Annotated in this window: 23 protein-coding genes; 10 read left to right on the forward strand and 13 right to left on the reverse strand. The window is 45.7% G+C overall.

Annotated features, from left to right (window positions below):
- Positions 1 to 573: 573 nt before the first annotated feature.
- Together QUB39_RS00005 and QUB39_RS00010 are read right to left on the reverse strand one after the other, a co-directional pair.
- The gene (locus QUB39_RS00005; protein ID WP_333055486.1) at positions 574 to 792 is read right to left on the reverse strand and encodes a hypothetical protein; all 219 of its coding nucleotides are present in this window, start codon (positions 790 to 792) and stop codon (positions 574 to 576) included.
- Between the two features lie 179 nt (positions 793 to 971).
- A complete protein-coding gene (locus tag QUB39_RS00010) occupies positions 972 to 1256 on the reverse strand; it encodes a hypothetical protein (RefSeq protein WP_333257889.1) in 285 nt (94 codons plus the stop codon).
- 423 nt (positions 1257 to 1679) lie between these two features.
- On the opposite strand from QUB39_RS00010, the gene scpB reads away from it, so the two are divergent.
- Together scpB and QUB39_RS00020 are read left to right on the forward strand one after the other, a co-directional pair.
- Positions 1680 to 2195, forward strand: a complete 516-nt coding sequence (gene scpB, locus QUB39_RS00015) for an SMC-Scp complex subunit ScpB (RefSeq protein WP_333055484.1) — start codon at positions 1680 to 1682, stop codon at positions 2193 to 2195.
- A gap of 42 nt (positions 2196 to 2237) precedes the next feature.
- Entirely contained in the window at positions 2238 to 2585 is a 348-nt protein-coding gene (locus QUB39_RS00020; protein WP_015177249.1) for a DUF760 domain-containing protein, read from the forward strand.
- A 325-nt stretch (positions 2586 to 2910) separates the two neighbouring features.
- On the opposite strand, the gene QUB39_RS00025 is transcribed toward QUB39_RS00020, so the two are convergent.
- Positions 2911 to 4131: an HhoA/HhoB/HtrA family serine endopeptidase gene (locus QUB39_RS00025; protein WP_333208983.1), complete on the reverse strand. Its 1221-nt coding sequence runs from the start codon at positions 4129 to 4131 to the stop codon at positions 2911 to 2913.
- A 304-nt stretch (positions 4132 to 4435) separates the two neighbouring features.
- Between QUB39_RS00025 and QUB39_RS00030 the strand changes: the two genes are divergently transcribed.
- Positions 4436 to 5359 carry a M23 family metallopeptidase gene (locus tag QUB39_RS00030; RefSeq protein ID WP_333055482.1) on the forward strand — a complete coding sequence of 308 codons (924 nt, stop codon included), beginning with the start codon at positions 4436 to 4438 and terminating at the stop codon, positions 5357 to 5359.
- 298 nt (positions 5360 to 5657) lie between these two features.
- Here QUB39_RS00030 and QUB39_RS00035 read toward each other — a convergent pair whose 3' ends face one another.
- Together QUB39_RS00035 and QUB39_RS00040 are read right to left on the reverse strand one after the other, a co-directional pair.
- Positions 5658 to 5831, reverse strand: coding sequence for a hypothetical protein (locus QUB39_RS00035; protein WP_333208985.1), 174 nt, complete (start codon positions 5829 to 5831; stop codon positions 5658 to 5660).
- A gap of 338 nt (positions 5832 to 6169) precedes the next feature.
- Complete coding sequence (locus QUB39_RS00040) at positions 6170 to 8569, reverse strand: calcium-binding protein (RefSeq protein ID WP_333055480.1); 2400 nt, start codon at positions 8567 to 8569, stop codon at positions 6170 to 6172.
- A gap of 130 nt (positions 8570 to 8699) precedes the next feature.
- On the opposite strand from QUB39_RS00040, the gene QUB39_RS00045 reads away from it, so the two are divergent.
- Complete coding sequence (locus QUB39_RS00045; protein ID WP_333055479.1) at positions 8700 to 9266, forward strand: hypothetical protein; 567 nt, start codon at positions 8700 to 8702, stop codon at positions 9264 to 9266.
- A gap of 101 nt (positions 9267 to 9367) precedes the next feature.
- On the opposite strand, the gene QUB39_RS00050 is transcribed toward QUB39_RS00045, so the two are convergent.
- From QUB39_RS00050 to purS, 3 genes are all read right to left on the reverse strand, one after another.
- On the reverse strand, positions 9368 to 10171 hold the full coding sequence (locus QUB39_RS00050; RefSeq protein WP_333055478.1) for a DUF4058 family protein: 804 nt from the start codon (positions 10169 to 10171) through the stop codon (positions 9368 to 9370).
- A gap of 192 nt (positions 10172 to 10363) precedes the next feature.
- Positions 10364 to 11065, reverse strand: a complete 702-nt coding sequence (purQ, locus tag QUB39_RS00055; protein WP_333055477.1) for a phosphoribosylformylglycinamidine synthase subunit PurQ — start codon at positions 11063 to 11065, stop codon at positions 10364 to 10366.
- Positions 11066 to 11383: 318 nt separating this feature from the next.
- A complete protein-coding gene (gene purS, locus QUB39_RS00060; RefSeq protein WP_333055476.1) occupies positions 11384 to 11668 on the reverse strand; it encodes a phosphoribosylformylglycinamidine synthase subunit PurS in 285 nt (94 codons plus the stop codon).
- Positions 11669 to 11811: 143 nt separating this feature from the next.
- On the opposite strand from purS, the gene QUB39_RS00065 reads away from it, so the two are divergent.
- Entirely contained in the window at positions 11812 to 12204 is a 393-nt protein-coding gene (locus QUB39_RS00065; RefSeq protein ID WP_333055475.1) for a Fur family transcriptional regulator, read from the forward strand.
- A 439-nt stretch (positions 12205 to 12643) separates the two neighbouring features.
- Here the strand turns inward: QUB39_RS00065 and QUB39_RS00070 are convergent, their stop codons facing one another.
- The 3 genes from QUB39_RS00070 to QUB39_RS00080 all read right to left on the reverse strand — a co-directional run bounded on the left by QUB39_RS00070 (position 12644) and on the right by QUB39_RS00080 (position 15569).
- Complete coding sequence (locus tag QUB39_RS00070; protein ID WP_333055474.1) at positions 12644 to 14854, reverse strand: peptidase domain-containing ABC transporter; 2211 nt, start codon at positions 14852 to 14854, stop codon at positions 12644 to 12646.
- 135 nt (positions 14855 to 14989) lie between these two features.
- The gene (locus QUB39_RS00075) at positions 14990 to 15172 is read right to left on the reverse strand and encodes a hypothetical protein (RefSeq protein ID WP_333055473.1); all 183 of its coding nucleotides are present in this window, start codon (positions 15170 to 15172) and stop codon (positions 14990 to 14992) included.
- A 169-nt stretch (positions 15173 to 15341) separates the two neighbouring features.
- Entirely contained in the window at positions 15342 to 15569 is a 228-nt protein-coding gene (locus QUB39_RS00080) for a secretion protein HlyD (protein WP_333055472.1), read from the reverse strand.
- 387 nt (positions 15570 to 15956) lie between these two features.
- Here QUB39_RS00080 and QUB39_RS00085 point away from each other — a divergent pair, with 387 nt between their 5' ends.
- From QUB39_RS00085 to QUB39_RS00105, 5 genes are all read left to right on the forward strand, one after another.
- On the forward strand, positions 15957 to 17156 hold the full coding sequence (locus tag QUB39_RS00085) for an HlyD family efflux transporter periplasmic adaptor subunit (RefSeq protein WP_333208989.1): 1200 nt from the start codon (positions 15957 to 15959) through the stop codon (positions 17154 to 17156).
- A gap of 152 nt (positions 17157 to 17308) precedes the next feature.
- Positions 17309 to 18319 (forward strand): tryptophan--tRNA ligase, encoded by a 1011-nt coding sequence (gene trpS / locus QUB39_RS00090; RefSeq protein ID WP_333055470.1) that lies wholly within the window; start codon positions 17309 to 17311, stop codon positions 18317 to 18319.
- Between the two features lie 110 nt (positions 18320 to 18429).
- On the forward strand, positions 18430 to 19320 hold the full coding sequence (locus QUB39_RS00095; RefSeq protein ID WP_333055469.1) for a methylenetetrahydrofolate reductase: 891 nt from the start codon (positions 18430 to 18432) through the stop codon (positions 19318 to 19320).
- A 103-nt stretch (positions 19321 to 19423) separates the two neighbouring features.
- Positions 19424 to 20023 (forward strand): Uma2 family endonuclease, encoded by a 600-nt coding sequence (locus tag QUB39_RS00100; protein ID WP_333055468.1) that lies wholly within the window; start codon positions 19424 to 19426, stop codon positions 20021 to 20023.
- Between the two features lie 63 nt (positions 20024 to 20086).
- Complete coding sequence (locus tag QUB39_RS00105; protein ID WP_333208992.1) at positions 20087 to 21733, forward strand: mucoidy inhibitor MuiA family protein; 1647 nt, start codon at positions 20087 to 20089, stop codon at positions 21731 to 21733.
- Positions 21734 to 21824: 91 nt separating this feature from the next.
- On the opposite strand, the gene QUB39_RS00110 is transcribed toward QUB39_RS00105, so the two are convergent.
- Both QUB39_RS00110 and QUB39_RS00115 read right to left on the reverse strand, forming a co-directional pair.
- Positions 21825 to 22316, reverse strand: coding sequence for a YajQ family cyclic di-GMP-binding protein (locus tag QUB39_RS00110; protein ID WP_333208994.1), 492 nt, complete (start codon positions 22314 to 22316; stop codon positions 21825 to 21827).
- 138 nt (positions 22317 to 22454) lie between these two features.
- Entirely contained in the window at positions 22455 to 22871 is a 417-nt protein-coding gene (locus QUB39_RS00115) for an MAPEG family protein (RefSeq protein ID WP_333055489.1), read from the reverse strand.
- Positions 22872 to 22879: the final 8 nt, after the last annotated feature.

The following is a 22879-nucleotide window of genomic DNA, read 5'->3' on the forward strand; positions in this document are numbered from 1 at the left end:
TAATAGACCGAGGGCTTGACCTCTCTTTCTACATGGTGATGATGATGACTTAATTCTCTGCAGTCTTCAGGGTTTTTTACCCTTATTTTTTTTCCGTCTCTACAAAGACGCAGTGGGATCACTGGGATACTATTCCTTTTTCCGTTGTTAAAACTCCGGGTTGCTAATCTGAGGGAATAGGAGCTGATTGCGTCTAATTTTCATCAATTCCGCAATAGGTGCATGGCAAAGCTCCCTCCCTACTCCCTCCGCTTCGCTGCGCCCACGATTTACCGTATAATCATTCAAAAGCTACTATGACGGCGTTGCGATCGCCTCGACGACCGTAAGGCTACCGATCTATTTCGGAATTCCCATAAGCTTGAGCTTGTGTCCTTGTAAAATCGCACAACTATCAGCAACTCTAAGCTAAAGCTATTAAAAATATTAAAGTTTTATAATATTAAAGTTTTGAGAAAGTTTTGAGGCGGTCGTCACAAGGGTAACTTTTTTCAAGATTATAGCCTCCTGTTTTACAGTCCTTAAACATTGCTTCGATACCACTGCGACATTTAAACGCTGTTACAGCTTGTTTCAATTTGGCGATATTGGTGAGTCAATACCAGTCTTCATCTTCGCCACTATTTCGATATTTTCGTTGCCCATAACCAGCGACATCAAAACAGCCCAATCCTTGCTGCTGATTTTAACTCCTGTCACATAAAAGCTCGTACCTGCGACTAAACCACCCTCACTCAACCGCTTAAATTCTTCTCCTTCTTCTTGAATATAGCGTCCCTGTTTTACTCTCAAAACACACCTTATGTTCTTTTCACACAGCCCACTTGCCAGCTTAACGATCGCAAATTCAGGCGTTTCCTAAAAGGACCATTTTATATTTTTTTAGCAGACCAAGAATGCTGCAGATTAAGCTTTGTTGTTCTCGGATGTTGCTACAGCCACAGCGAAGGCAATATCTGCTAGTACAACGGTCAAGCTCTCTTGTTCCCAATCAGGCTAATCATCAACAGATTTTTATCTCGCCACGGCGTTCTATCAATGGCGACCTTCAACTCTTGTTTCTTTTTAAATTGACTTCTCCAGATATATTTAAGCACAGGAAACCAAAGCTTTTCAATCTTGAGCAGAGGTAGCTTGAGAAATCGTTGAATAGAACGTCGTCCGCTCTCAAACATGATTGGGTATCGCATCAATTTCGCCAATAACTCAATACTCACTTGTTTATGGGTTGGGAGCAGAAAAACTAAAATAGTCACAGTCAAGTATTCGGTGTTTTTGAGCTGCTGTTGGAAACAAATTTGGTATGATTGAGGTAACATTTTTAACTGATGGGGCTTCTTAACAAGACTGACCCCATATTTTTTTACCAAAAATCGGTTCTAGCCCCGTCATCTGTATTGGTTGATATATTTTACCATAAGCTCAGGAGAGCTAGAAACGTTATATATTCCTGCGTCTCGGATTGATATAAAAAAAGAAAATTAATAGTGTAGGTTTTGTTTCTCAACCTAACCTACACTATTAATAATTTGTGTAAGGGGAATGTTTATTCCTAACTCTCATTCTTCACGACACGGAAGTTACGGAAATACGGATAACTGTTGTTTTCCTGATTCCTTCTTCTTTTTTGCTTATTCCTTCTTCTTTCAACCTCCCAATTCCTCGTTACTAATTCCCAAATGACTCGCTTAGCCACAACAATAGAAGCCATACTTTACCTAAAAGGTCAGCCAGTGTCGATCGCAGAAATTGCCGAGATTGCCAAGTGCGATCGAGCCGAAGCCGAAGACGCCATCATCGAACTCATGTCTGACTCGTCCCACCGCGACAGTGCATTAGAAGTCGTCGAAACCCCCACAGGATACAGCCTGCAACTCAGAGAAGAGTTTGCCAGTTTAATGCAAACTTTAATACCTCCAGAATTAGGTGTGGGAGCTTTGCGAACGCTGGCTGCGATCGCCCTCAAAGGCGGCATCGCTCAGCCAGACTTAGTTAACTTGCGAGGTTCAGGCGCTTACCAACAAGTGCAGGAACTTGTAGAGATGGGTTTCGTCCGCAAACGGCGACCGAGTGAGGGGCGGTCATATTGGTTACAAGTTACCGAGAAATTTCATCGGTACTTTCAAGTAGACCAACTGCCAAAACAATTGCAACTTGACTTTCAGGCAAATTTGTACCCAAGCAATGACGAGTAGTTTGAAGTAGAATGTAACCAGCCAGAAATTAAGAATCGCCAAATGGTTTTTCACCCTGACTTTGACACATCCAATGCCCAACAAACCGCAGTCAATCCACTGCTGAAGTACCTCCAACACCAATCCCCGGAGGTTCTAGCCCGCGTCGCCAAGTCTGTGAGCCCCGACATCAGAGAAATAATCTCTCATAACGTTCAAGGACTTGTCGGCGTTTTGCCTTCCGAAAATTTTAACGTCGAAATTACCACGGATCGCGAAAACTTAGCAGGTTTGCTAGCTTCAGCGATGATGACAGGCTATTTTTTGAGGCAAATGGAGCAAAGGATGCACCTAGAAGAAAATTTAGCAAGCACCAGCTCGATTAAACCAAACTCACCCAAAGACAAGTAAAAAAATCAACGGGTTGGGGAAGCAAGAAAGATGAAAGTTGTTCAGAAAAATCCATAATCCTGAATCATGGAGGCACAGGGAATTAAGAAACCGGGCTGTTAACCGGCTATCCCTCGCGCTACACCGAGGATTTTGGTAAAAAAACCCGGTTACTGCTTCTAGGACTATAAAGCATCAGATTCATCTTCCATCCTCCACCCTTGCAACTAATACCAATTTAAAAAAAGAATGCAACTGCTGATAAGCTCCAAATCCTTATGCAGTAAGTCATTCTTAATTATTTAATCGAAAATCGAAAATCGAAAATCGAAAATCGAAAATGGTATTACCCACCGGCGGAGCTACCCGATAGGGGAAAAGCACCCGGACGTACTTTAATATTCTGAACTTGACCCAAACGGTTAATTTCCAGTTCGAGTTCTTTGCCCACAACCGTGTTTTCCACCCGTTCTTGCACGTCACCGGGAGTGTTAACCGCAATTCCGTCAACTTTTTGAATGACATCTCCGGGACGCAAGTCTGCTTTTTGAGCGGGGGAATTTTCCACGACTCGCGCCACGGCTACGCCTTGATCGAGGGTAATTTTATTATTATCGAGCTGTTTGTTGAGTTCTGCCTTGGTGGCGGCAGTCAAGCTGACCATTTGAATGCCGAGATAGGGATGTTCGGCTTTACCTTTGGCGAATAGCTGATCGGAAACTCGTTTGGCGGTTTCGATCGGAATTGCAAATCCCAAGCCTTGAGCGTCCGCGCGGATAGCGGTATTGATGCCAATTACTTCGCCTTGGTCATTCAGCAGCGGGCCACCAGAATTGCCGGGGTTGATGGCAGCATCGGTTTGGATGAAGCGGACTCGCTTGTCGGGGATGCCGACTTGGGAACTCGATCGACCCGTAGCGCTGATAATGCCCACAGTCACGGTATTGTCGAGACCTAAAGGATTGCCGATCGCGATCGCCCACTGTCCCGGTACAATATTGTCCGATCGACCCAAAGCCACCTGCGGCAGTTCCTTAGCATTAATCTTAACCACAGCCACATCCGTCAGCGGATCGACTCCCTGCACCTTACCCTCAAACTCGCGGCCGTCTTTGAGCGTCACCTTAACAGTATCAGTCCCGGAGACAACGTGAGCATTAGTAACGATGCGGCCGTCAGAAGTGAGAATAAACCCGGAACCGGTACCTCTCTTGACTCGTTCTTCCGGCTGTGGCAAATTCTCCCCAAAAAACCGACGAAACAAAGGATTTTTGAATGCTTCCGGCACTTGATTCGCCACCTTGCTTGATGCGTCAATCCGCACTACAGCCGGGCCGACTTTTTCGGCTGCTTCAGCAATAAAATTGGGATTGCTGCGATCGACTGCCCGATTTTCCAGAACTGGAGGAGACGAATAGGGGGGGATTTGCTGGCGTACTACTGGCAAAACCAATCCGGTTTCCAGATTGTTTGAGCCTTGCAGATAGCGATTTCCCAACCATCCCATACCTCCGCCGATTGACAGCAGAGTCACATAAAGGGTCGCTTGCTTAAAAGATAAACTCATTTAATAACTCCCGCTAAATACCTCATCCCCGCAGACAGGTTCCGAATCAAGCATTTTTGTCTTGGCGACGGGAAGGAAGCGGGGCGGGGCGTACCGCTTCCTCAAGAACATAGCTGTTAACAGGCCGGCGCCCATCGGCATTACAGGCAATTTTGCCGGATTTGCCTAGAGCGAATCAAACTAATAATTCTCATCCTAACTTGGCTTAGCCTGGGATTTACACTCTGGGGGGTGGCTAGAGCTTTCAAATATGCAATTTTACAGGATTTTAAAATTGTCAACTGTCCGAAAGGAATACTTTTTTATGTACATAATGACTTTTAAACGCTTATTTCCGCTGATTTTTGCACTAATTTGGTCGATCGCACCCGTTGAGAAAACGGCGGCAAATACCGAAATCCCACCTGCAAATCTTCCTTTAGGTACACCTGTAGAAAACCCCGACCCCGCCCGCGATTGCCCGAGTCCGGCTATGTCTCGGTTGCGTCGCCACACTGTGGCCCAGGGCGAGACAATAGAAAGCATCGCGCGGCAGTACAATGTGATTCCTGCGGCGCTGATCGGGATAAATCCGACGTTGCGGGGCGGTGGAGTATCTGCTGGAAGTGCGATCATCATTCCTCCGTACAGTGGCATCGAGGTAGAAGTGCCTGCAGGCTCGAATTGGCAAAAACTGGCAGAAGCTTACAAAGTGCCCGCAGATTTGCTATTTGAGGCGAACGGGTGCAGGCCGTTGGGGAAAACGGTGTTTGTGCCTGCGGTGAATAGGTCGATCGGGCCTTCTATCAATCCCGATGCAACGCCATCGGTGCAAGGATTTCCGCTGCCTGCCCCAGCAGTAGCAGCTTTGCGTTACGGGCGGCAATTGCATCCGGCGCGGCGCGAATTTTTTTTCCACAGCGGCGTAGATTTTTTGGCGTCGGAGGGTACGCAGGTTTTGGCTGCAGGCGAGGGGACTGTCGCCTTTGCCGGGCCGCAGGGGGATTACGGGAATTTAGTGGTGGTGAACCATGAAGCGGGGAAGCAAACGCGCTACGCTCATTTGAAAGATATTGCGGTCAAAGTCGGTCAAAAAGTGGAGTCTGGAGAAGTTTTGGGAACTGTCGGGACGACGGGAAAACGGGACATTCCGCCATCTCATTTGCATTTTGAAGTTCGGTACAATTCGGGTTTGGGTTGGGTTGCTGAAGACCCGCTGCTTTATTTGCAAGCGACTATTAAAAAATAGGATTGTTAGTGTGCTGGGGGGTGACAACCCGCCCCAAATCCAGACTGGATAAGGATTGATTTGTGTTGTGGTTAAAAAAGATAGGCAGCAGAATTATTACACGATTGCCTATCCCAAAAAATATTTTACCAACATTTTACCAGGCTCAATTACAAAAACAACTGACGCAAACCCCGTTTATTTTACTCACAATCTTTTTGAACCTGATACAATCTGAGAAACAAGTAACGATCGCACTAATCGGGTTTCCATTAATCACTTATTGGTGAACAACTTATTGCCCGATCGCACATTTCTCTCAAATTCGATCGCCCATCAACCAAAAACTCGATCGCCCGTTTCCCAAAAAGTCGATCGCCCATAAACCAAAAATCCGATCGCACATTTCTCTCAAATTCGATCGCCCTGAAACCGAGTGAAAATTTGTCTGCTTTGTGACACAGCCCGCCGGGGGTTGAAACCCCCGTCTCATAGCTAAAGTCGGTTGAAACCGACTGAAAATTCGCATGAAACCGATACACATCAACTAACTCTTCAGTCCTCTTTCAGAGGACTTTCGCTATGAGACAGGGGTTTCAACCCCTGGCGGACTCGGCAACGAACCAACTAGCCCGGACTGCGCGGAAAAACTAAGGGACTAACAAATCAAATTCGATCGCCCATCCACAAAAAACCCGATCGCCCATCAACCAAAAATCTGATCGCCCATCAACCAAAAATCCGATCGCCCTTAAACCAACTCCACATCACACTGAAATTCCAAATGATGACTGTAGGGGCGGTGCCCCCGTGCCCGCCCGACTATATCCATTATCGCCGCCGTGTCAAACCCTCTACAGAACTAACCGTATAGACATTAGGTAAAAAGTCAACATTTGGACCTGAAGCTCCTAGAAGATCGAATGATTGTGGACGATAATTAACAGTATCAAATAGTTCTCCTCCCGCTCCATTCCCAATCGAAACTTCTAATAAATCCTCCCGGCTTGCACTACCCGGCCCTCCTAGCTCTGTGCCGATATTGGTTAAAATGAAATTAAACTCGCCTTGACCTTTTTTATCTTCTGGAATTAGAAAACTGTTAAGTCCAAGACCTTTTTGAGCAGCACCCGTGATATCTATATTTCTGCTATTGTTGTCTGGATTCGAGTATTTGACATTCAGGTTAGCAGTCCCCTGATAAGGGATAGCAGAAGGTTTTACCTCTATTTTTAAGAAGGGAGTGGATGGTGTTGGTGGAGGCGTTACAGGAGTAGTCGAAGGTTCATCGCAGAAGTCTAGCCCCAGATTCTTTCTGAACGTCTTCATTATTTCGCCACTCTTAGCTCCAGTTATATTAGCAACATTGTTGTAAAGCCCAGAGGTAAAGTTATAAGCAGTATCTTTTGCGAAATCCTCTACTTTGCCGAATAGCTCGTTGACATATCCTTCTCCTATTTTTTGGGTTATCCGACGACCCACCGTGCTATTGATTGCAGACCGAACTGCTTGTCGTGTTACCTTTAATGCACCTGCTTGCAGAGGACGAAGAGCGTTAAGTGGTTTAAGTAGTTTGTTGAAAGGAATCTGACCATAGACTGCTTCTGCTAGATCTTTGTCTTCACCATACAGGGCGACGCAAGCAAGGTCTAACACTTTCACACCAAGGGCAAGCGCTCCTAAAACACCACCTACCGATCCTCCTATTAGTGCACTAGCACCTAATGACACTGGAGCTATTGCGAAACCAACTCCTGTAGAGATCGTAGCTGCTAGAGCAAGTCTGTCAGAGACATCATTTTTTTCCAGAATGTTACAGAATTCCTCACCACGTTCACAGGGTGTTTTTTGATTTGATGTGGTTGTCGGCGTGGTTGGTATTTGATTGGGCGTGCCACTTGGGTTGACTACGGTATCGATTGTTTCCTCACGACCGCTGGCATCTTGCTGCTTGAGAATAATCGAGCCGTCATCTTGCCGATCGAAAATTGATTTGCTGGTCGATCCTTGAATTTGACTCTCAATGCGCTTACCGTCAGCACTCATGGTAAGGGTGTGAGCGGGCATACTGCTTTGAGGACCTGGTTGGTAGCGCAACTCACGAGCGCTGATTTCATCACTTGATCGCTTAATATTGACAACATATTGACTGCCATCGCTGCCGTTCAAAATGAAATCATAGGTATTCGGCCCGGTACTGCGGACAACTGGTGCTTCATAGGTAACAGTCTCTCCTGGGAGGGCGGGATTAGCATCCAGATTAACGAAGCGACCGCGTAAATCGTCAGGTGCCGCTCCCTGAACAACTCCCAATACTGAATTGGTGGCAGCAACACGAATAATCGTACTCGATCGATTGTTGGCGACCGTTGGTTGGAGAACTAAATCTGCCTCGGTGAGATCGAGATCGATACCAATGAAATCTTCGCTTTTATTAAAGTCTGTCAGAATGTCTGCCTCGCTCACGACAGACGTAGCCGTATTAGAGCGCAGCACGAAGGCATCGTTTCCAGAGCCACCCGTTAGTGTATCAATGCCAAAATCGCCTATGAGCAGATCGTTACCAGTTTCACCGTTGAGAAGGTCATTCCCAAGACCGCCCCGCAAAACATCGTTACCTTCGTCGCCAAATAGCGTGTCGTCTCCCTGATTGCCATTTAGAGCGTCTACGCCCGTTCCACCGCGCAATATGTCGTTGCCCTCGCTACCGCTAATAGCGTCATCGCCTTCGTCGCCCGCGATCGTATCCGCACCGACACCGCCGGAGAGCAAATCGTCACCAGCACGACCGGAGATGAAGTCGTTTCCTGCGTTACCATTCAAAAAGTCTTGTGCGGCAGAGCCTTCTAGGGTATCGTTACCCCCCAGGCCGAGGATACCTTGGATATACTGACCTGACAGATCGGGTGTCGCCGTAAACAGGTCGCCACTCTCAGATAAGCGAAAAGCCCGACCATCGCTGACTTGAGAAGCCGATCGCCCGATATCCCCATCAACACTACCGGAGATAAAGTCCTTTCCCGTGTTACCATTCAAAAAGTCTGGCGCGATCGAACTTTCTAGCGTATCGTTGCTTCCCAAGCTAAAGATATTCTGGATATTCTGAGCATTCGATACCGTCTCTTGAGTGGTGGCTTTTTTCGAGCCACAGCCGCAATCCGCTTGATTCTTGGCGCTGCTACCGTTCAATATGTCATCGTTCTTGTCCAGCAAAGCTAAATTGTCAGGCATATACTGTTGCTTTGTGTTGGTGATTTAAGAAATCTACCTCACCTGTCTCATCTATGTCATGGCTGAAAAAGCCCGAAAAAGACTGAAAAAGCCCGAAGTTTCCTTAACTTTATATTTCTTCACTTAACCCATGCAGCCCAACGACGATCGCCCGTTGCAAGCCGTCCCTGACGATAACGAATTGCTGAAATTGGTCGATGGTCTAATATTTGAAAAAACAGGTAAACATCTCAACACGCTACAGCAGTTAGTGTTGCAGGGAATGTATGATGGCAAAACCTACGAAGCGATCGCCCGCGACACCCGCTACACTACAAAATATGTCCGAGAAGTCGGCTACAAGCTACTCAAAAGTCTCTCCGCAGTGATGAATGAAGAGATGCAAAAAGGCAATCTCAAAGCTGCGATCGATCGCAGAAATATTAGCAATACCTCAAACTTCGGCAGAGATTATATTCAATACGTCGAATACGTCCACACCCTCAATCTCAACCCCTGTCCTTCTTTGCCTAGCAAATCTAACAACGAATACGCCACTGAATCCAGCAGATTCACAACTCAGATCGAACGGCTCGAAATTGATGTAGCTGATGTCGTTTGTAAGTTGCACAGTCAAGGTATCGAACCCTGCAAAATCGCTCAGTTGCTTGGTCTGCCAGATGTGACGATAGAAACAATATTGCGTGAATTATCATAGCTAAGATGCGAGATATTTGTAGGGTGCGTCGCTGGGAGATTTTCTAGTTGATTTAGAGATTGTCGATCGCGACTAACCCTAGGATATAAAGTAAAATATAATTAATTATCTCGAAGTTCTTTTTCTTGCAAAAGTTGGGTAGCCCAAACCCGATCTTCTTCCGATAGAGACGGTACGGGTTCTCGCTCGTAATCGATCCGATAATCATAGCCAGCGCGATCGTAAACACCTGCAAATAATTCTGGTAAGTTAACAATAGGTTCTACATCTTCCTCGCGCAAGGGAAGCGGAAATATAGGTAGAGAATCGCGAAGATTAAAAGCATAAAGTTCGGCAAACGGACGGCGATTACTGGGACTGACCAAAACCCGATAATCGCTTTGAATAGAATTATTAAGAATGGGCATAGATTCCCATTTTCGTAGTAAATCGATTTCGACTAAATTGGTTAAACTACCTAAAATACTCTGGCGTTTTTTCAGATAAGTAATTCTTCCTTCTCCACTACGTTTGTTGACAGGAGAAAGAATCTCAATTGCAGTGACAACTTGTTTCGTTGCCATTTCTCGCACTTCCAAGTAAGTCTGTTTAATTTTTTCAGGAGCAGGCACTTTAACAGTAGTCGGAAGTGTTATACTTACAGTGGCAACTGAACCTGTAGGAATATTCGGGTTATTAGATTGACGCTTAATCGCGACATCGGGGATACCTACTAAAAGGGAGTCGCTGTTACTGTCATTTGGATCGGTAATTTCATAGATTCGTTTGTCGATTGCAACCTCATATTTAGGCCGAATTTGAGGCATGATGGTATCAGCGATCGCGATAATCAATCGATTGTGAGTTTCCTGCCAGAAATCGGGGTGTTCTAAGTAGGGGTCCATTCCAGGAAAAGGTGAAGGCATAGGACTGTTCTCCGATGTATTGACTCTCAAATCATTTTAGCATTTTAAATTTTGTAGGGTGCGTCGCTGCGAGATTTTCGAGTGTCCCTCAAAAGTAGGGACACGGCAATGCCGTGTCCCTCCAAAAGCAATGCCGTGTCCCTACAAGAGCGACGCACCCTACGGTATCTACAACAATGTCGTAAATATCAACTACAAAACAGCCGCCACAGTAGCCATCAGCAACCCTTGAAACAATTTGACCCCATCAGTTTCGCCCAACATCGGATCGGAAGCCCTCTCAGGATGCGGCATCATTCCTAATACATTGCCTTGGCGATTGCAAATACCGGCAATATTATTTAACGAACCGTTGGGATTCCCAGCATCGCTAATTTTGCCCGCCTCTGTGCAGTAGCGAAACAGCACTTGCTCGTGCTCTTCTAGTTCTGCTAATGTATCCGCATCAGCATAATAATTGCCTTCACCGTGGGCGATCGGCAAATCGATGATTTCACCCGTAGTATAAGCCGCAGTCCAACGAGTATTACCGCGTTCGACTTTCAAAGAAGCGCGATCGCAAATAAAATTCAATCCCGCATTCCGCACCAGAGCACCGGGCAACAAACCAGCTTCAGTCAACACCTGAAAACCGTTGCAGATGCCTAATACAAGCTTTCCTTGTTTAGCGTGTTCCGCCGTAGCCCGCATCGCCGGAGAAAAACGGGCGATCGCGCCGCACCGCAAATAATCTCCGTAACTGAAACCACCGGGAATTACAATGATATCAATATCCGAAATATCGGTATCTTCGTGCCAAATCATGCGAGTTGGTTGGTGCAGTAACCCTTGAGTCACCCACACCACATCGCGATCGCAATTTGAACCCGGAAAAACAATAACTCCAAATTTCATAAGCTCAAGGAAGAAGGAAGAAGGAAGAAGGAAGAGGGAAGAAGGAAGAAGGAAGAAGGAAGAAGGAAGAGGGAAGAAGGAAGAGGGAAGAGGTGTAAACTTAAGACTGAAATCTTATGTTTCTCTCGCTTGTATCTAAGTCTCGATCCCCCTAAATCCCCCTTAAGAAGGGGGACTTTGAGTGTTCCGAATCCCCGCTTTTTAACGAAGACTGTGAATGCTCTTGTCCCCGCTTTTTAGCAAAGACTTTCAGAACCCTCTTGTCCCCCCCTTATTAAGGGGGGTTAGGGGGGATCGAAGAGCTACGGGCGATCGAATTTAGGCCGCCGCTGTCTCCACAGCAACAGGAATTTCAGTCAAATCAAAGCGATAATTTTCAATCACTGGATTGGCCAAAAGTTGGTCGCAAACGCGATCGAGTTGTTCGCGGGCCTGGGACTCACCAGCAGCAGTCAGCGTCAATTCAACGTATTTCCCGATTCGCACACGCTCAACATTGTCGTATCCCATGTGTTGCAAACCAGACTGTACGGCAGTGCCGGCGGGATCTAAAACAGAAGGGCGGAGGGTAACATAGATTTGGGCAAGATATTTCTGAGTCACGGGAATGTTGCGGTAGGTGATGTGAAAGTTAGCCCCATTGTATTCTACAACCGAGCTGCGCGCCGATCGCCATTTGGTTCGCCCAAGTAAGATAGCCTAGAAACAGGGACAGATGTGATTCCAGCAGATTACACAAAAAAATTATGAGAACCAACCGCACCCGCAGTCAGGAGCGTATTTTACACTTGCTCAAGCACTTGAATCGATCGCTCTCAGCGCAAGATATCTACTTAGAACTGCGTAACAGCGACCAAAGCATGGGCCTAGCAACCGTTTACCGTTCCCTCGACGGTTTAAAGCGAGAGGGGTTCGTTCACGTCAGAACTCTCGCTAGTGGCGAGTCTCTCTACGGTGCCGCCCACCAAGACCAACACCACCTAACTTGTCTGGAATGTGGCGCGTCCATTACGATCGACGAATGCCCCGTCCACCACTTAGAAAGCCAACTACAACAATCTCATTCTTTCAAGATTTATTATCACACTTTGGAGTTTTTTGGATTGTGCGATCGATGTACTTTGGCTCAAGAATCTTAGGATCGCGAATTAAATAACTTACAATTTTAATTGTTATTGTGGGATGGGCGTCCCGCCCGTCCACTCATGACGGGCGGGACGCCCATCCCACTTTCAAGAGTGGAAGTTATTTAATTCTCATTCCTTAGAGAAGTTATTAGTCATGAGTGATATCAATTCCGGTTGCACGAGCGAAATGATTGTTGACTGTTGATTGCTGAGTGTTGACCGAAAGCATCCAGGATACCCGCCACGTGATTCATTCCGAAAGCAGACTCAGGACCGGTGAAATAAAAAACCTGTATCCGATAAAGGAGCCCCCGAATTTATCGGTGGGGTCAATGCTTCAATTCTTTAATCTAAAATCTAAAATCTAAAATCGATTGACTGGGTGTTAAACCGCCGAGGCTGGTTTTGTTTGTGTAGGGACAGATTTCAACCTGTTGTTTTATTAACTAGCTCAAGGATGCAAAAACTCTAAATGGTCTCCTGGAATCGATCGCAATTTTGCAGCCGAGCCTTGCATTTTCAACCTACCCCGTTCTAACATGATAATCCAATCGGCGCGATCGATCACTCGCGGCCTGTGACTGATAAAAATCGTCGTTTTCCCGTGCCGATACATCAACAACTGTTCTAAAACTTCCGCTTCGCTTGCGGGGTCAAGCCCTGCGGTAGATTCGTCTAAAATCAATACGGGTGGGTTGTTGAGAATGGCGCGGGCGATCGCCAATCTCTGTCTTTGTCCGCCAGAAATATTCGCTCCAAACTCCCCTAAAACAGTTTGATATTTATCCGGCAATTGGCTAATAAATTCATCCGCGCCCGCAATTTTACACGCTTTCACAATCTGTTCAAAGCTGATATCTGGACTGCCCAATCGAAAATTTTCTAGAATCGAACGGCTCCAAAAATGCGCTTCTTGGGGAACCAATACTACCTGCTGTCTGAGACTGTCAAGAGACAAATCCTGCAAGTTGTAACCGCCTATTCTAATATTACCAGCTTGCAGCGGGTACAGACCAGCAATTACTTTGGCTAGCGTACTTTTTCCGCAGCCGGAATGGCCGATTAAAGCAATTGCTTGACCGCCGGGAAATGTGACAGAAAAATTTTCCAGCAAATCAAGTCTGCCGGGGTAGTGAAAATTAACACTCTTGCAAACAATACCGTCGCGGTCTTGAATAGTTACAAAAGGTTTATTCGTATTGTCTTTAGTTTCCGGTTCAGCATCGATCACTTCCGACAGCCTTTGAGTTGCTGTCTGCACGCGAGTCATTTCATCAGTAAATCCTACTAGCGAATTTACCCAATTAGTAACGTTTTGATTCATACTAATAAACGCTAGCAACTGACCGATACTCAATACCTTGTCAATCACTAAACCGCTACCAAGCCACAGCAGAGTAATGCTGCCAGCAGAGGCAACAAAACTCGAAAATATATTGTTGAGAATGCCAATTTGTGTAGTGCGGAAAGTCAGCTTTGCTAAGCGACCGAAGCGGGTTTGAAATTCTTCCCAAAGTTGCTGGCCGCTGCTAGTAGTTTTGACCGTCAGCGCGCCTTTAAAAGTTTCTACTAAAACGCCTTGAGTTTCGGCTTCCAACACCAATAAACTGCGCGTTTTTTGCTGCAATGCGGGCAGAAATACCACTGTAGAGGCAGTCATTAACAGAGCTATAGCTGTAGCGGCTAACGTCAGCTCCTTGCTGTAAAATAACATAAAAATAAAAGAAACTACAGCTATAAAAAATTGACTAGGCAAGCTGATAGCGACTTGAGAAACTAATTTATTGATTTCTTGGATATCTTGTAATCTACTGACAATTTCGCCACTGCGTCTAGTTTCGTAAAAACTCAAAGGCAATCGCAGGAATTTGCGCGCGAATTCCATCACCAATCCCAATTCTAAACGCTGGGAAAACTGAGCAATTAAGTTCGATTGTACCAATCCTAAACTGCTGCTAAAAAGGTTCATAACTATAACTGCGATCGCCACGCTTGCCAGGAGTTGTCTGTCTCCCCGCACCAGGATGTCGTCGGTGAGCATTTGAACTAGAAAAGGCGAAGAAATTGACAGCAAACCCAACACTGCATTTAGCAAAAATGCTTCCATTAAAAGCGGGCGATAAATCCCAATCCGGCGCATCCATTTTTCTAAAGAATTGGCGGGCGGTTGACCCTCTGCTGCTGCAAAAAACCGCTCAGCATCGGGTTCTACTAGCAAGCACAGCCAATCTGTCCAAGCTGCTGCTAATTCTGCTTTAGAAACATAGCGCATACCGACGGCTGGATCGCCGATCGCATATTGGTTGCCCTGTTTTCCGTACAAAACAACCCAGTGAGAGCCGCTCCAGTGAATAATCATCGGTAGAGGGGCATCATCGAGCTTGTCTAAAATTGCAGCGGCTGCTCGCACCGATCGAGCATTAAAGCCGATCGCCTCAGCACCTTGTTTCAAGCCAAGTAAACTCGTCCCTTTTTGGTCGGTGCCCGCACATTCTCGCAAGCGGCTAATAGTAAAATTTTGTCCGTAAAATTTCGCGATCGAAGCCAAACAAGCCGCCCCGCAATCTTCTTCGCTCTGCTGGAGAACAACCTGATATTTCTTAAACCTGTTAACTTGTCCGAATAATGGCACTTTGCCGATCAAAGGGATGTTCTTTAACATTTTGCAAAATGAATAATGGTAGAGCATAAAGAAGATTACTCATCACCAACTACCCAATCAGCAAAAAGCACCCATAAAGTTATGGGTGCTTTCTCGATTCCACAGTTATAAATCTGAATTGACTAGCACTAAACTTTAGTAGTAGGCGTAGCGGACTACTCTTCTGTATGAACCGTCGTAATTCCGGCGGTACACGACCCAACTGCGCCGCTGCCGGTGACAATTGTATCGATTGGCATAATAGTGACCGCCGTTGACGCTAGCTGATTCTTCAGATGTAAGTTCAGCAAACAGTGAATTGTCCTTTGTTTCTTTCATGATTGGACTCCGTTTAACTTAATAAAATTGAAGGAAAACTAGAAATATTATTTAATTTCTAGACCCTAGTGTAAATACTGAGTAATACTTCTTGTGGTTCTGTACGACCTCCGGAATACTACTGATAAAATTTCAAAATTTACTCGATCGCACAACTTGACTCAGCTATCTAAACCACTAGGGTTGGGTAAGGGCGATCGCGGCTCGGATCGTACAGATAAAACTGCCTAGGCGGTGGCAGGAAAAACAGCATATTCAGGCCATAGCTGCTGCTGTTATCCGTCTCGCTGTTGTTATTAGCGCTACTAACACCGCTGGTAATGCAGCCACCGTTGACAGTAGCAGATTCTCCATCGGTTAGTTCGATGAAGAGTGAACCTTGTTGGTTTTCTGGCATAAATAACTCCTATTGATACCTATGTACTTACTTACTACCTACGCATACAGTAAAAACCCGGTAACAGCGCCAAAAGTTATGGCGGAAACGCCGTATTTTCATGACCGCGAATTTCTTCATGTGATACCCGCCACGTGATTTATCCGTGCAATCAATCCCAAATCGAAAATCCTCAAGAAAGAGCATTTATCTCGCGCAAGTCAATCCAAAATCTAAAATCTAAAATCTAAAATCGAATGACAGTAGCCCGCTGGCTTCACTCCTCTTGATATTTGGCGAACTTTGTGGGTGGGAACGGCAAAGCTGTGCGGATTTTTACCTTTACCCTGTGAATTTTGATTTAGACTTCTAAACCTATTCTTGGTTTCCGGAAAGGTGAGAGTAAAAGTGACAAAAGAAATCAGCGATCTCTCCCTCTTCCCCAACTCAAAACTCCAAACTCCAAACTATTCCCCTCTCCCCCTTGCCGCCATGTCTCTGACTCCCGAAGCCACACCCGCTGAAACCTTTGATAACGACCAGTTTTTGCCCCCTGTCAGCCGCTGGACGACTTTGGGGGGCATTTTGATGGTGGCGACCTTTGGCGGGGCGATCGCCCTTGCTAGCGTCACCAAATACAGCGCTACAGTCAAAGCAGACGCGATCGTCCGTCCAGCCGGAGAAGTGCGCGTCGTGCAAGCCGCCACCGAAGGAACCGTCGAAAGCATTGCTGTCAGCGAGAATCAGAGAGTACAAGAAGGAGATGCGATCGCAGTTGTAGATGCTTCGCGTTTGGGCGCTCAACAACAGCAGTTACAAGAAATAATTAATCAGTCTCAAACCACAGCACAGCAAATCAACCAGCAACTTCGCGACTTAGAAAATCAAATTTTGGCCAGCGCCCAATTTAAAAGCATCCAAAGTGAAACTTCCGCCCAACAGGAATTAATCGAATCCGCTTTAGTAAAAATCGCCACACCGCTGCCGGATGTCGCCGAGAGACTGGGCCGAAGTCGGCGGGTTTTGCTCGTCAAGCGATCGTCCATTCAACAACAATTAATTCAAGCTAAAAAAGAACTAAATCAAATTGAGTTAAAACTCGAAAATAGCGTGATCCGCACGCCCACGGATGGTACAATTCTCAGATTGGAAGTACGAAATACTGGTCAAACCGTACAAGCCGGCAGTGCGATCGCCCAAATCGTCCCCAGCGACGTACCCCTGGTAGTCAAAGCCAAGGTGACATCCCAAGACATCGCCCGCATCCAAATCGGCCAACCCGTACAGATCAGGATTTCGGCTTTGCCTTTCCCCGATTACGGCACATTAAAAGGAACTGTCAGCGAAATCGCCCCAGATGCGATCGCCCCTCAAAATCCCACTAATAATTTAGGTACAGCTTATTACGAAGTGGCAATTAAGCCCGAACAAACTTATTTAACAAAACTCAAATCCGCCAAGGGCCAATTCTTCGGCAACCCCCAGGCTAATGTCCCCCGCCAGTATTCGATTCAATCGGGAATGGAAGGCAGAGCCGATATTATTACCGGCGAAGAAACTATTCTGACATTTGTTTTGCGGAAAGCAAGGTTGCTGACAGATTGGTAATTAGTCAGTTGTCAGTTGTCAGTCGTCAGTTGTTAGTTGTCAGTCAACAGTCAGCAGTCAGCAGTCAGCAGTCAACCGCCAGAAAATTAGTGGCTCTGAAATTGAAATAACGTGTCAATATAGAAATGTGAGTTCAATTCTATTCTTTCCTCATGGGCAAACAGCGCGTTCTTTCAGGAGTTCAGCCAACCGGCAATCTTCACCTCGGCAATTATCTCGGTGCCATTCGCAACTGGGTAGAAAATCAAAGTCAGTACGAAAATTACTTCTGCGTAGTCGATTTGCACGCCATTACCGCACCGCACAATCCAGCAACTCTAGCCTCCGACACTTACACGATCGCCGCACTCTATTTAGCTTGCGGCATCGATTTAGAATATTCTACTATTTTCGTGCAATCCCACGTCACGGCGCACACAGAACTAGCATGGCTGCTCAACTGTATTACGCCGATTAACTGGCTCGAAGATATGATTCAGTTTAAAGAAAAAGCAGTTAAACAAGGCGAAAATGTCAACGCTGGTTTGCTAAATTATCCGGTGTTAATGGCAGCAGACATTTTGCTTTACGATGCCGACAAAGTGCCAGTGGGAGAAGACCAAAAACAGCATTTGGAACTCACCCGCGATATTGTCATCAGATTAAATCACCAATTCGGCACACCCGAAAAGCCCGTATTGAAACTTCCCGAACCCTTAATTCGGACTGACGGTGCGAGGGTGATGAGTTTGACAGATGGCACGCGCAAAATGTCGAAATCTGACCCTTCCGAACAAAGTCGAATTAATTTATTGGATTCGCCAGATGCGATCGCCAAAAAAATCAAGCGCTGCAAAACCGATGCCGTGCGCGGTTTGACTTTTGACGACCCCGATCGCCCCGAAGCTAGAAATTTGCTGACACTTTATCTCCTGCTTTCCGGCAAATCTAAAGAAGAAGTAGCAGCGGAGTGTGAAAACATGGGTTGGGGAGATTTTAAACCCTTGCTGACAGAGACGACAATTAATGCCCTCAAACCAATTCAGGATAAATACAAGGAAATAATGGACGATCGGGGATATTTAGAGTCTGTACTACGTCGTGGAAGAGAACAAGCAGAAGCTATTGCTAATCAAACTCTAACTAAGGTTAAGACAGCTTTCGGTTATTCTTTACCTGTTTAGTGGTTTGTGGTTAGTTGTTATTGGTTACTGGTTAAGAATAACAACTGCCAACTGTCAACTAACAACTGTCAACTGTCAAATAACAAATAACCAATAACAGAAAAATAATCATGAACCGTTTTCGCACAGCCTGCACCACCCCCGGAGAATTTATAATTACCGCCGAAGTGGCCCCGCCAAAAGGTGGCGACATGACTCACACAATTCAAATGGCCCAACGCCTCAAAAACAGAGTGCACGCCATTAATATCACCGACGGGAGTCGCGCAGTGATGCGAATGTGCCCCCTAGCAGTTTCGGCAATTTTAGTGCAGCACGGAATTGAGCCAATTTGTCAAGTTGCTTGTCGCGATCGCAATCAAATTGGTCTGCAAGCCGATCTCATGGGAGCCCACGCTTTAGGCATCCGCAATGTATTAGCACTTACAGGCGATCCCGTCAAAGCGGGCGACCATCCTAAAGCAAAAAGTGTATTCGACTTGGAATCAGTACGACTGTTGCAAGTCATTCAAAAAATGAATGGCGGCAAAGACTGGAATGACAAACCTTTAACAGACGGATTTACCGATTTATTTGTCGGTGCTGCCGTCGATCCGCAATGCCCCAGTTGGTCTGGTTTACAAAGTAGATTTGAGAAAAAAGTAGAGGCTGGAGCACAGTTTTTTCAGAGTCAATTAATAACAGATTTTGAACTTTTAGATAAGTTTATGCACAATATTGCTGCGGGCTGCAACAAGCCAGTTTTAGCAGGAATATTTTTGTTTAAATCAGCTAAAAATGCTGAATTTATTAAAAAATACGTGCCGGGAGTTCACATCCCACAAGAGACGATCGATCGTTTAGCAAAAGCTCCAGAACCCTTGCAGGAAGGCATAAAAATTGCTGCCGAACAAGTCAAGCTAGCGCGGCAGATTTGTCAAGGAGTTCACATGATGGCCGTCAAACGAGAAGATTTAATTCCTCAAATTTTGGATTTGGCGGGAATCGAGCCACTAAGCTAAAATTAACCCACGGGGCGGGTTTGAGCAACCATCAATGTTCTAAAACTAACGATCTCGTAAACCCGCCCACCCCGCTACCATTTTGAACATCAATAAAAAAATCATGCTTCAAACTGTAGACAATCCAACAATTTCTCCTGCGGCCGAACAGCGTTTTACTTGGCGCGGTTTGACATGGCATCAATTCAAAGCAATTCAAGCTAGTTTTGAAGACGTGCCGAATGTACGCTTATTTTATTGTGATGGAGTTCTAGAAATTGTGGGAATCAGTAAACCTCACGAGGCAACTCGATGTCTGATTGCAGCGCTACTGAGCAATTTTTTTCAATTTAATAGAATACAATTTTTTCCGAGTGGCAGTTACAGTCAAATTGTTGAGGGGAAAGTCGAGTATCAGGCAGATTTGTCTTATTGTTTCGGAACAGATAAAGATGTTCCCGATTTGTGTATTGAGGTAGTCATTACTAGCGGTAGTCCGATTAAACTTCAGAAATATCGACTGATGGGAGTCCCGGAAGTCTGGTTTTGGGAAGATGGCACTCTAGAGCTTTACCATCTGCGAGAGGAAGGTTACGATCGCATTGCTAGCAGCGAAATACTGCCGGAGTTAGAGTTGTCTTTGCTGAAGCGCTGTATTTTGTTTGCTTCGCCTTTGGATGCGCTTGAGGAATTTTCTAGAGGAATGGGCGATCGGGAAAATTAATCGACCAACTACTTTTGAAATAGCTCGATCGACTAAACGGTTATTAAATAGGAGCAACTGGCAATGACTGACTCAGAAATACTTAATTCTGATACCATTAAAACACTAAATACTAGCATATCCGAAGTTACAGTTTACACCGATCGCGCTTTGGTGACGCGCCGCGGTACGGTATCTCTGACGGGAAACGAGCGAGAATTGGCGATCGCCTCTGTACCCGCAACCCTCGACACAGAGTCAGTCAGGGCCACGGGTGCGGGTACAGTTGCAGTGCGATTGCTGGGAGTGCGAACCGAAACAGTGTTTAGCAGCGAACCAGTGGGCGATCGCACCGCCGAATTAACCCAACAAATTCAGGAGTTACAAACCCAAAGACGGGGAATTAACGACAAAATAACCGCCAGAAAAATTCAGCTCAAATTTGTGGAAGGTTTGAGCGAAAAAAGCGTCGGATTCTTTTCCAGCAGCATCGCCAAACAGCAGGTAGGTTTAAACGAAACTGGCGAATTGCTCAACTTTTTAGGAACTAATTACCTAAAATACATAAGTGCGATCGCCCAACACGAAAAACAGCAGCGCGAATTAGACAAGCAAATAGAAGCTTTGCAGCAACAGTTGCGCCAAGTACAAACTCCCCATTCTCAGCAAAGCTTTAACATCATTGTTGCCATTGAACCCAGCGGCATCGGCAATTTTGAACTAGAAGTTTCCTATGTAGTCATGCGAGCCCGTTGGACTCCCCTTTACGACTTGCGAGTCAACACTAACAACAACCAAATTAATCTCAATTACCTAGCCGAAGTCAATCAAAATACAGGCGAAGATTGGACGGGAGTAGCGCTGACTTTATCTACAGCAAAACCCGGAATGGGAATGCTACCCCCCAAATTAGAATCCTGGTATATCGATATTCTTCGCTCAAAATCGCCTCCAGCAGAATTTCACAGAGCGGGAATGACAAGAAGTATGGCATCATACGATTCTAAATCAGGTGCAAACGAAGTAGCATTAGCCATGATGACTGAGCCTAGTGTTTCTGCAGCACCCGAACCCATAGAAGCTCAAACCGCCACAGCCCAAATATCGAAAGAAGGCGGCACCGTCTCATTTCAAGTAGGCGGAAATACCAAGATTCCCAGCGACGGCACACCGCACAAAGTTACTATTTTCGGCGAAAATTATCCGTTTAAACCTGAATATATAGCCGTCCCGCGATTAGTCAGTTTTGCCTATTTGCAAGCAGTTGTTGTGAATCCGCTGACAGGTGCAACTCTGCTTCCCGGTAAAGCAAATATCTTTCGCGATAACACTTTTGTCGGCAGTTTGCAGTTAGAAAATGTTTCCCCCGGCCAAGAATATAAACTGAATTTAGGAATAGATGAACGGTTAAAAATAGAGCGGGAATTAGTAGAAAGACAAGTAGATAAAAAACTGATCGGTCAGCAGAGGCGCACGAGTTACGCTTATCGCTTAAATGTGACAAACTTGCAGCAGGTGCAGGTACACCTGACACTACAAGAGCAATTGCCAGTCAGCCGCAATGAACAAATTAAAGTGCGATCGACTCTCACTAATCCGAAGATAGTAGCAGGTGAAATGGGACTGCTAGAATGGATAATGTCTCTGCCGCCGCAAGCAAAGCAAGAGTTATATTACCAGTTTGTTGTCGAACATCCTCCCGACTTAACTGTCACGGGTTTAGATATTTAATATTAAGTAGGTAAAAAGTTGTTTCTAATCAGGACTAAAGTCCTGATTCGTCACCACGTATGAGGACTGAAGTCCCGATAAACTATCAAATTTACCTGTAATTGGTAAACTGCAAAGCCATCGGATAGTCTTCTTGCTTCAAGCGTTGAATCACCAACTGCAACTCATCCTTATCCTTAGCCGAAACCCGCACTGCATCACCTTGAATCGAGCCTTGAATCTTTTTAAACTCATCTCGAATTAATTTAGTGATTTTCTTGGCAATTTCCTGGTCAATCCCTTTTTTCAGTTTGATTTCTTGGCGTACTCTAGTACCACTAGCAGCTTCAATTTTCCCATAATCAAAAATTTTCAGAGACAAATTGCGCTTGGCGGCTTTAGTTTGCAAAACAGTGTGAATTGCGTCGAGAGTAAATTCGCTGTCCGTATTGACAGTAATTGCTTCAGCGCCCAATTCTAGAGTGGTTTTTGTATCTTTCAAATCGTAGCGGCTTTGAATTTCCCGCACAGTTTGGTCAACAGCATTGACTAATTCTTGCCGATCGAACTCGCTGACAATATCAAAGGAATAACTAGCAGCCATAAATTAGTAATTGGTAATGGGGCATTGGGCATTGGGCATTGGGCATTGGGCATTGGCCAAACAGGGCATTGGGCATTAACAACTAACCAATAACCAATAACCAATAACCAATAACCAATAACCAATGACTACTGAAAATTAGCCGTTAACAGCCATTAAACTGAAATAGAATAAAGAAACAGTGCAAGAAGAACTAATCGCAAACATGAGCGATCGCCCCAGTGGCACATTGAGAATATAGAAAACCGAAAACAACAACCGGGCGATCGTAAAAGCGATCGCAGCCCAACCCGCCGGTTCCGAATCTACCCCCGTCACAAAAGCCATCAAAGCCGCCGCTGAAAACAGCATAAACGTCTCAAACGAATTTTGGTGAGCCCAAGTTGCCCGCTGAGCGTAAGCAGGCAACCTCTCAAACATAGCGCGGGGGGCTGCTTGGTCATAGCCTAGCTGCAAGCGGGCGAACGCCACCACCAAAAACGGTGCGTACACCAGCGCAGCCGCAGCAGCAATACAATCAAGCAGAATAACCGACACAGGTAATCCCAACAGCATCATCCGCC

Origin of the sequence: Microcoleus sp. AT8-B5 (assembly GCF_036705565.1) — a bacterium.
GTDB lineage: Bacteria > Cyanobacteriota > Cyanobacteriia > Cyanobacteriales > Microcoleaceae > Microcoleus.

Excerpts from the sequence above, each read along its gene's own strand:
- purQ (WP_333055477.1), bottom strand. The coding sequence starts at position 11,065 with ATGAAATTTGGAGTTATTGTTTTTCCGGGTTCAAATTGCGATCGCGAT.
- QUB39_RS00115 (WP_333055489.1), bottom strand. The coding sequence starts at position 22,871 with ATGCTGTTGGGATTACCTGTGTCGGTTATTCTGCTTGATTGTATTGCT.
- QUB39_RS00075 (WP_333055473.1), bottom strand. The coding sequence starts at position 15,172 with ATGAAAGAAACAAAGGACAATTCACTGTTTGCTGAACTTACATCTGAA.
- QUB39_RS00105 (WP_333208992.1), top strand. The coding sequence starts at position 20,087 with ATGACTGACTCAGAAATACTTAATTCTGATACCATTAAAACACTAAAT.
- QUB39_RS00080 (WP_333055472.1), bottom strand. The coding sequence starts at position 15,569 with ATGCCAGAAAACCAACAAGGTTCACTCTTCATCGAACTAACCGATGGA.
- QUB39_RS00020 (WP_015177249.1), top strand. The coding sequence starts at position 2,238 with ATGGTTTTTCACCCTGACTTTGACACATCCAATGCCCAACAAACCGCA.
- QUB39_RS00110 (WP_333208994.1), bottom strand. The coding sequence starts at position 22,316 with ATGGCTGCTAGTTATTCCTTTGATATTGTCAGCGAGTTCGATCGGCAA.
- QUB39_RS00100 (WP_333055468.1), top strand. The coding sequence starts at position 19,424 with ATGCTTCAAACTGTAGACAATCCAACAATTTCTCCTGCGGCCGAACAG.
- scpB (WP_333055484.1), top strand. The coding sequence starts at position 1,680 with ATGACTCGCTTAGCCACAACAATAGAAGCCATACTTTACCTAAAAGGT.
- QUB39_RS00030 (WP_333055482.1), top strand. The coding sequence starts at position 4,436 with ATGTACATAATGACTTTTAAACGCTTATTTCCGCTGATTTTTGCACTA.
- QUB39_RS00040 (WP_333055480.1), bottom strand. The coding sequence starts at position 8,569 with ATGCCTGACAATTTAGCTTTGCTGGACAAGAACGATGACATATTGAAC.
- QUB39_RS00035 (WP_333208985.1), bottom strand. The coding sequence starts at position 5,831 with ATGAGACGGGGGTTTCAACCCCCGGCGGGCTGTGTCACAAAGCAGACA.
- QUB39_RS00095 (WP_333055469.1), top strand. The coding sequence starts at position 18,430 with ATGAACCGTTTTCGCACAGCCTGCACCACCCCCGGAGAATTTATAATT.
- QUB39_RS00025 (WP_333208983.1), bottom strand. The coding sequence starts at position 4,131 with ATGAGTTTATCTTTTAAGCAAGCGACCCTTTATGTGACTCTGCTGTCA.
- QUB39_RS00070 (WP_333055474.1), bottom strand. The coding sequence starts at position 14,854 with ATGTTAAAGAACATCCCTTTGATCGGCAAAGTGCCATTATTCGGACAA.
- QUB39_RS00065 (WP_333055475.1), top strand. The coding sequence starts at position 11,812 with ATGAGAACCAACCGCACCCGCAGTCAGGAGCGTATTTTACACTTGCTC.
- QUB39_RS00050 (WP_333055478.1), bottom strand. The coding sequence starts at position 10,171 with ATGCCTTCACCTTTTCCTGGAATGGACCCCTACTTAGAACACCCCGAT.
- QUB39_RS00045 (WP_333055479.1), top strand. The coding sequence starts at position 8,700 with ATGCAGCCCAACGACGATCGCCCGTTGCAAGCCGTCCCTGACGATAAC.
- trpS (WP_333055470.1), top strand. The coding sequence starts at position 17,309 with ATGGGCAAACAGCGCGTTCTTTCAGGAGTTCAGCCAACCGGCAATCTT.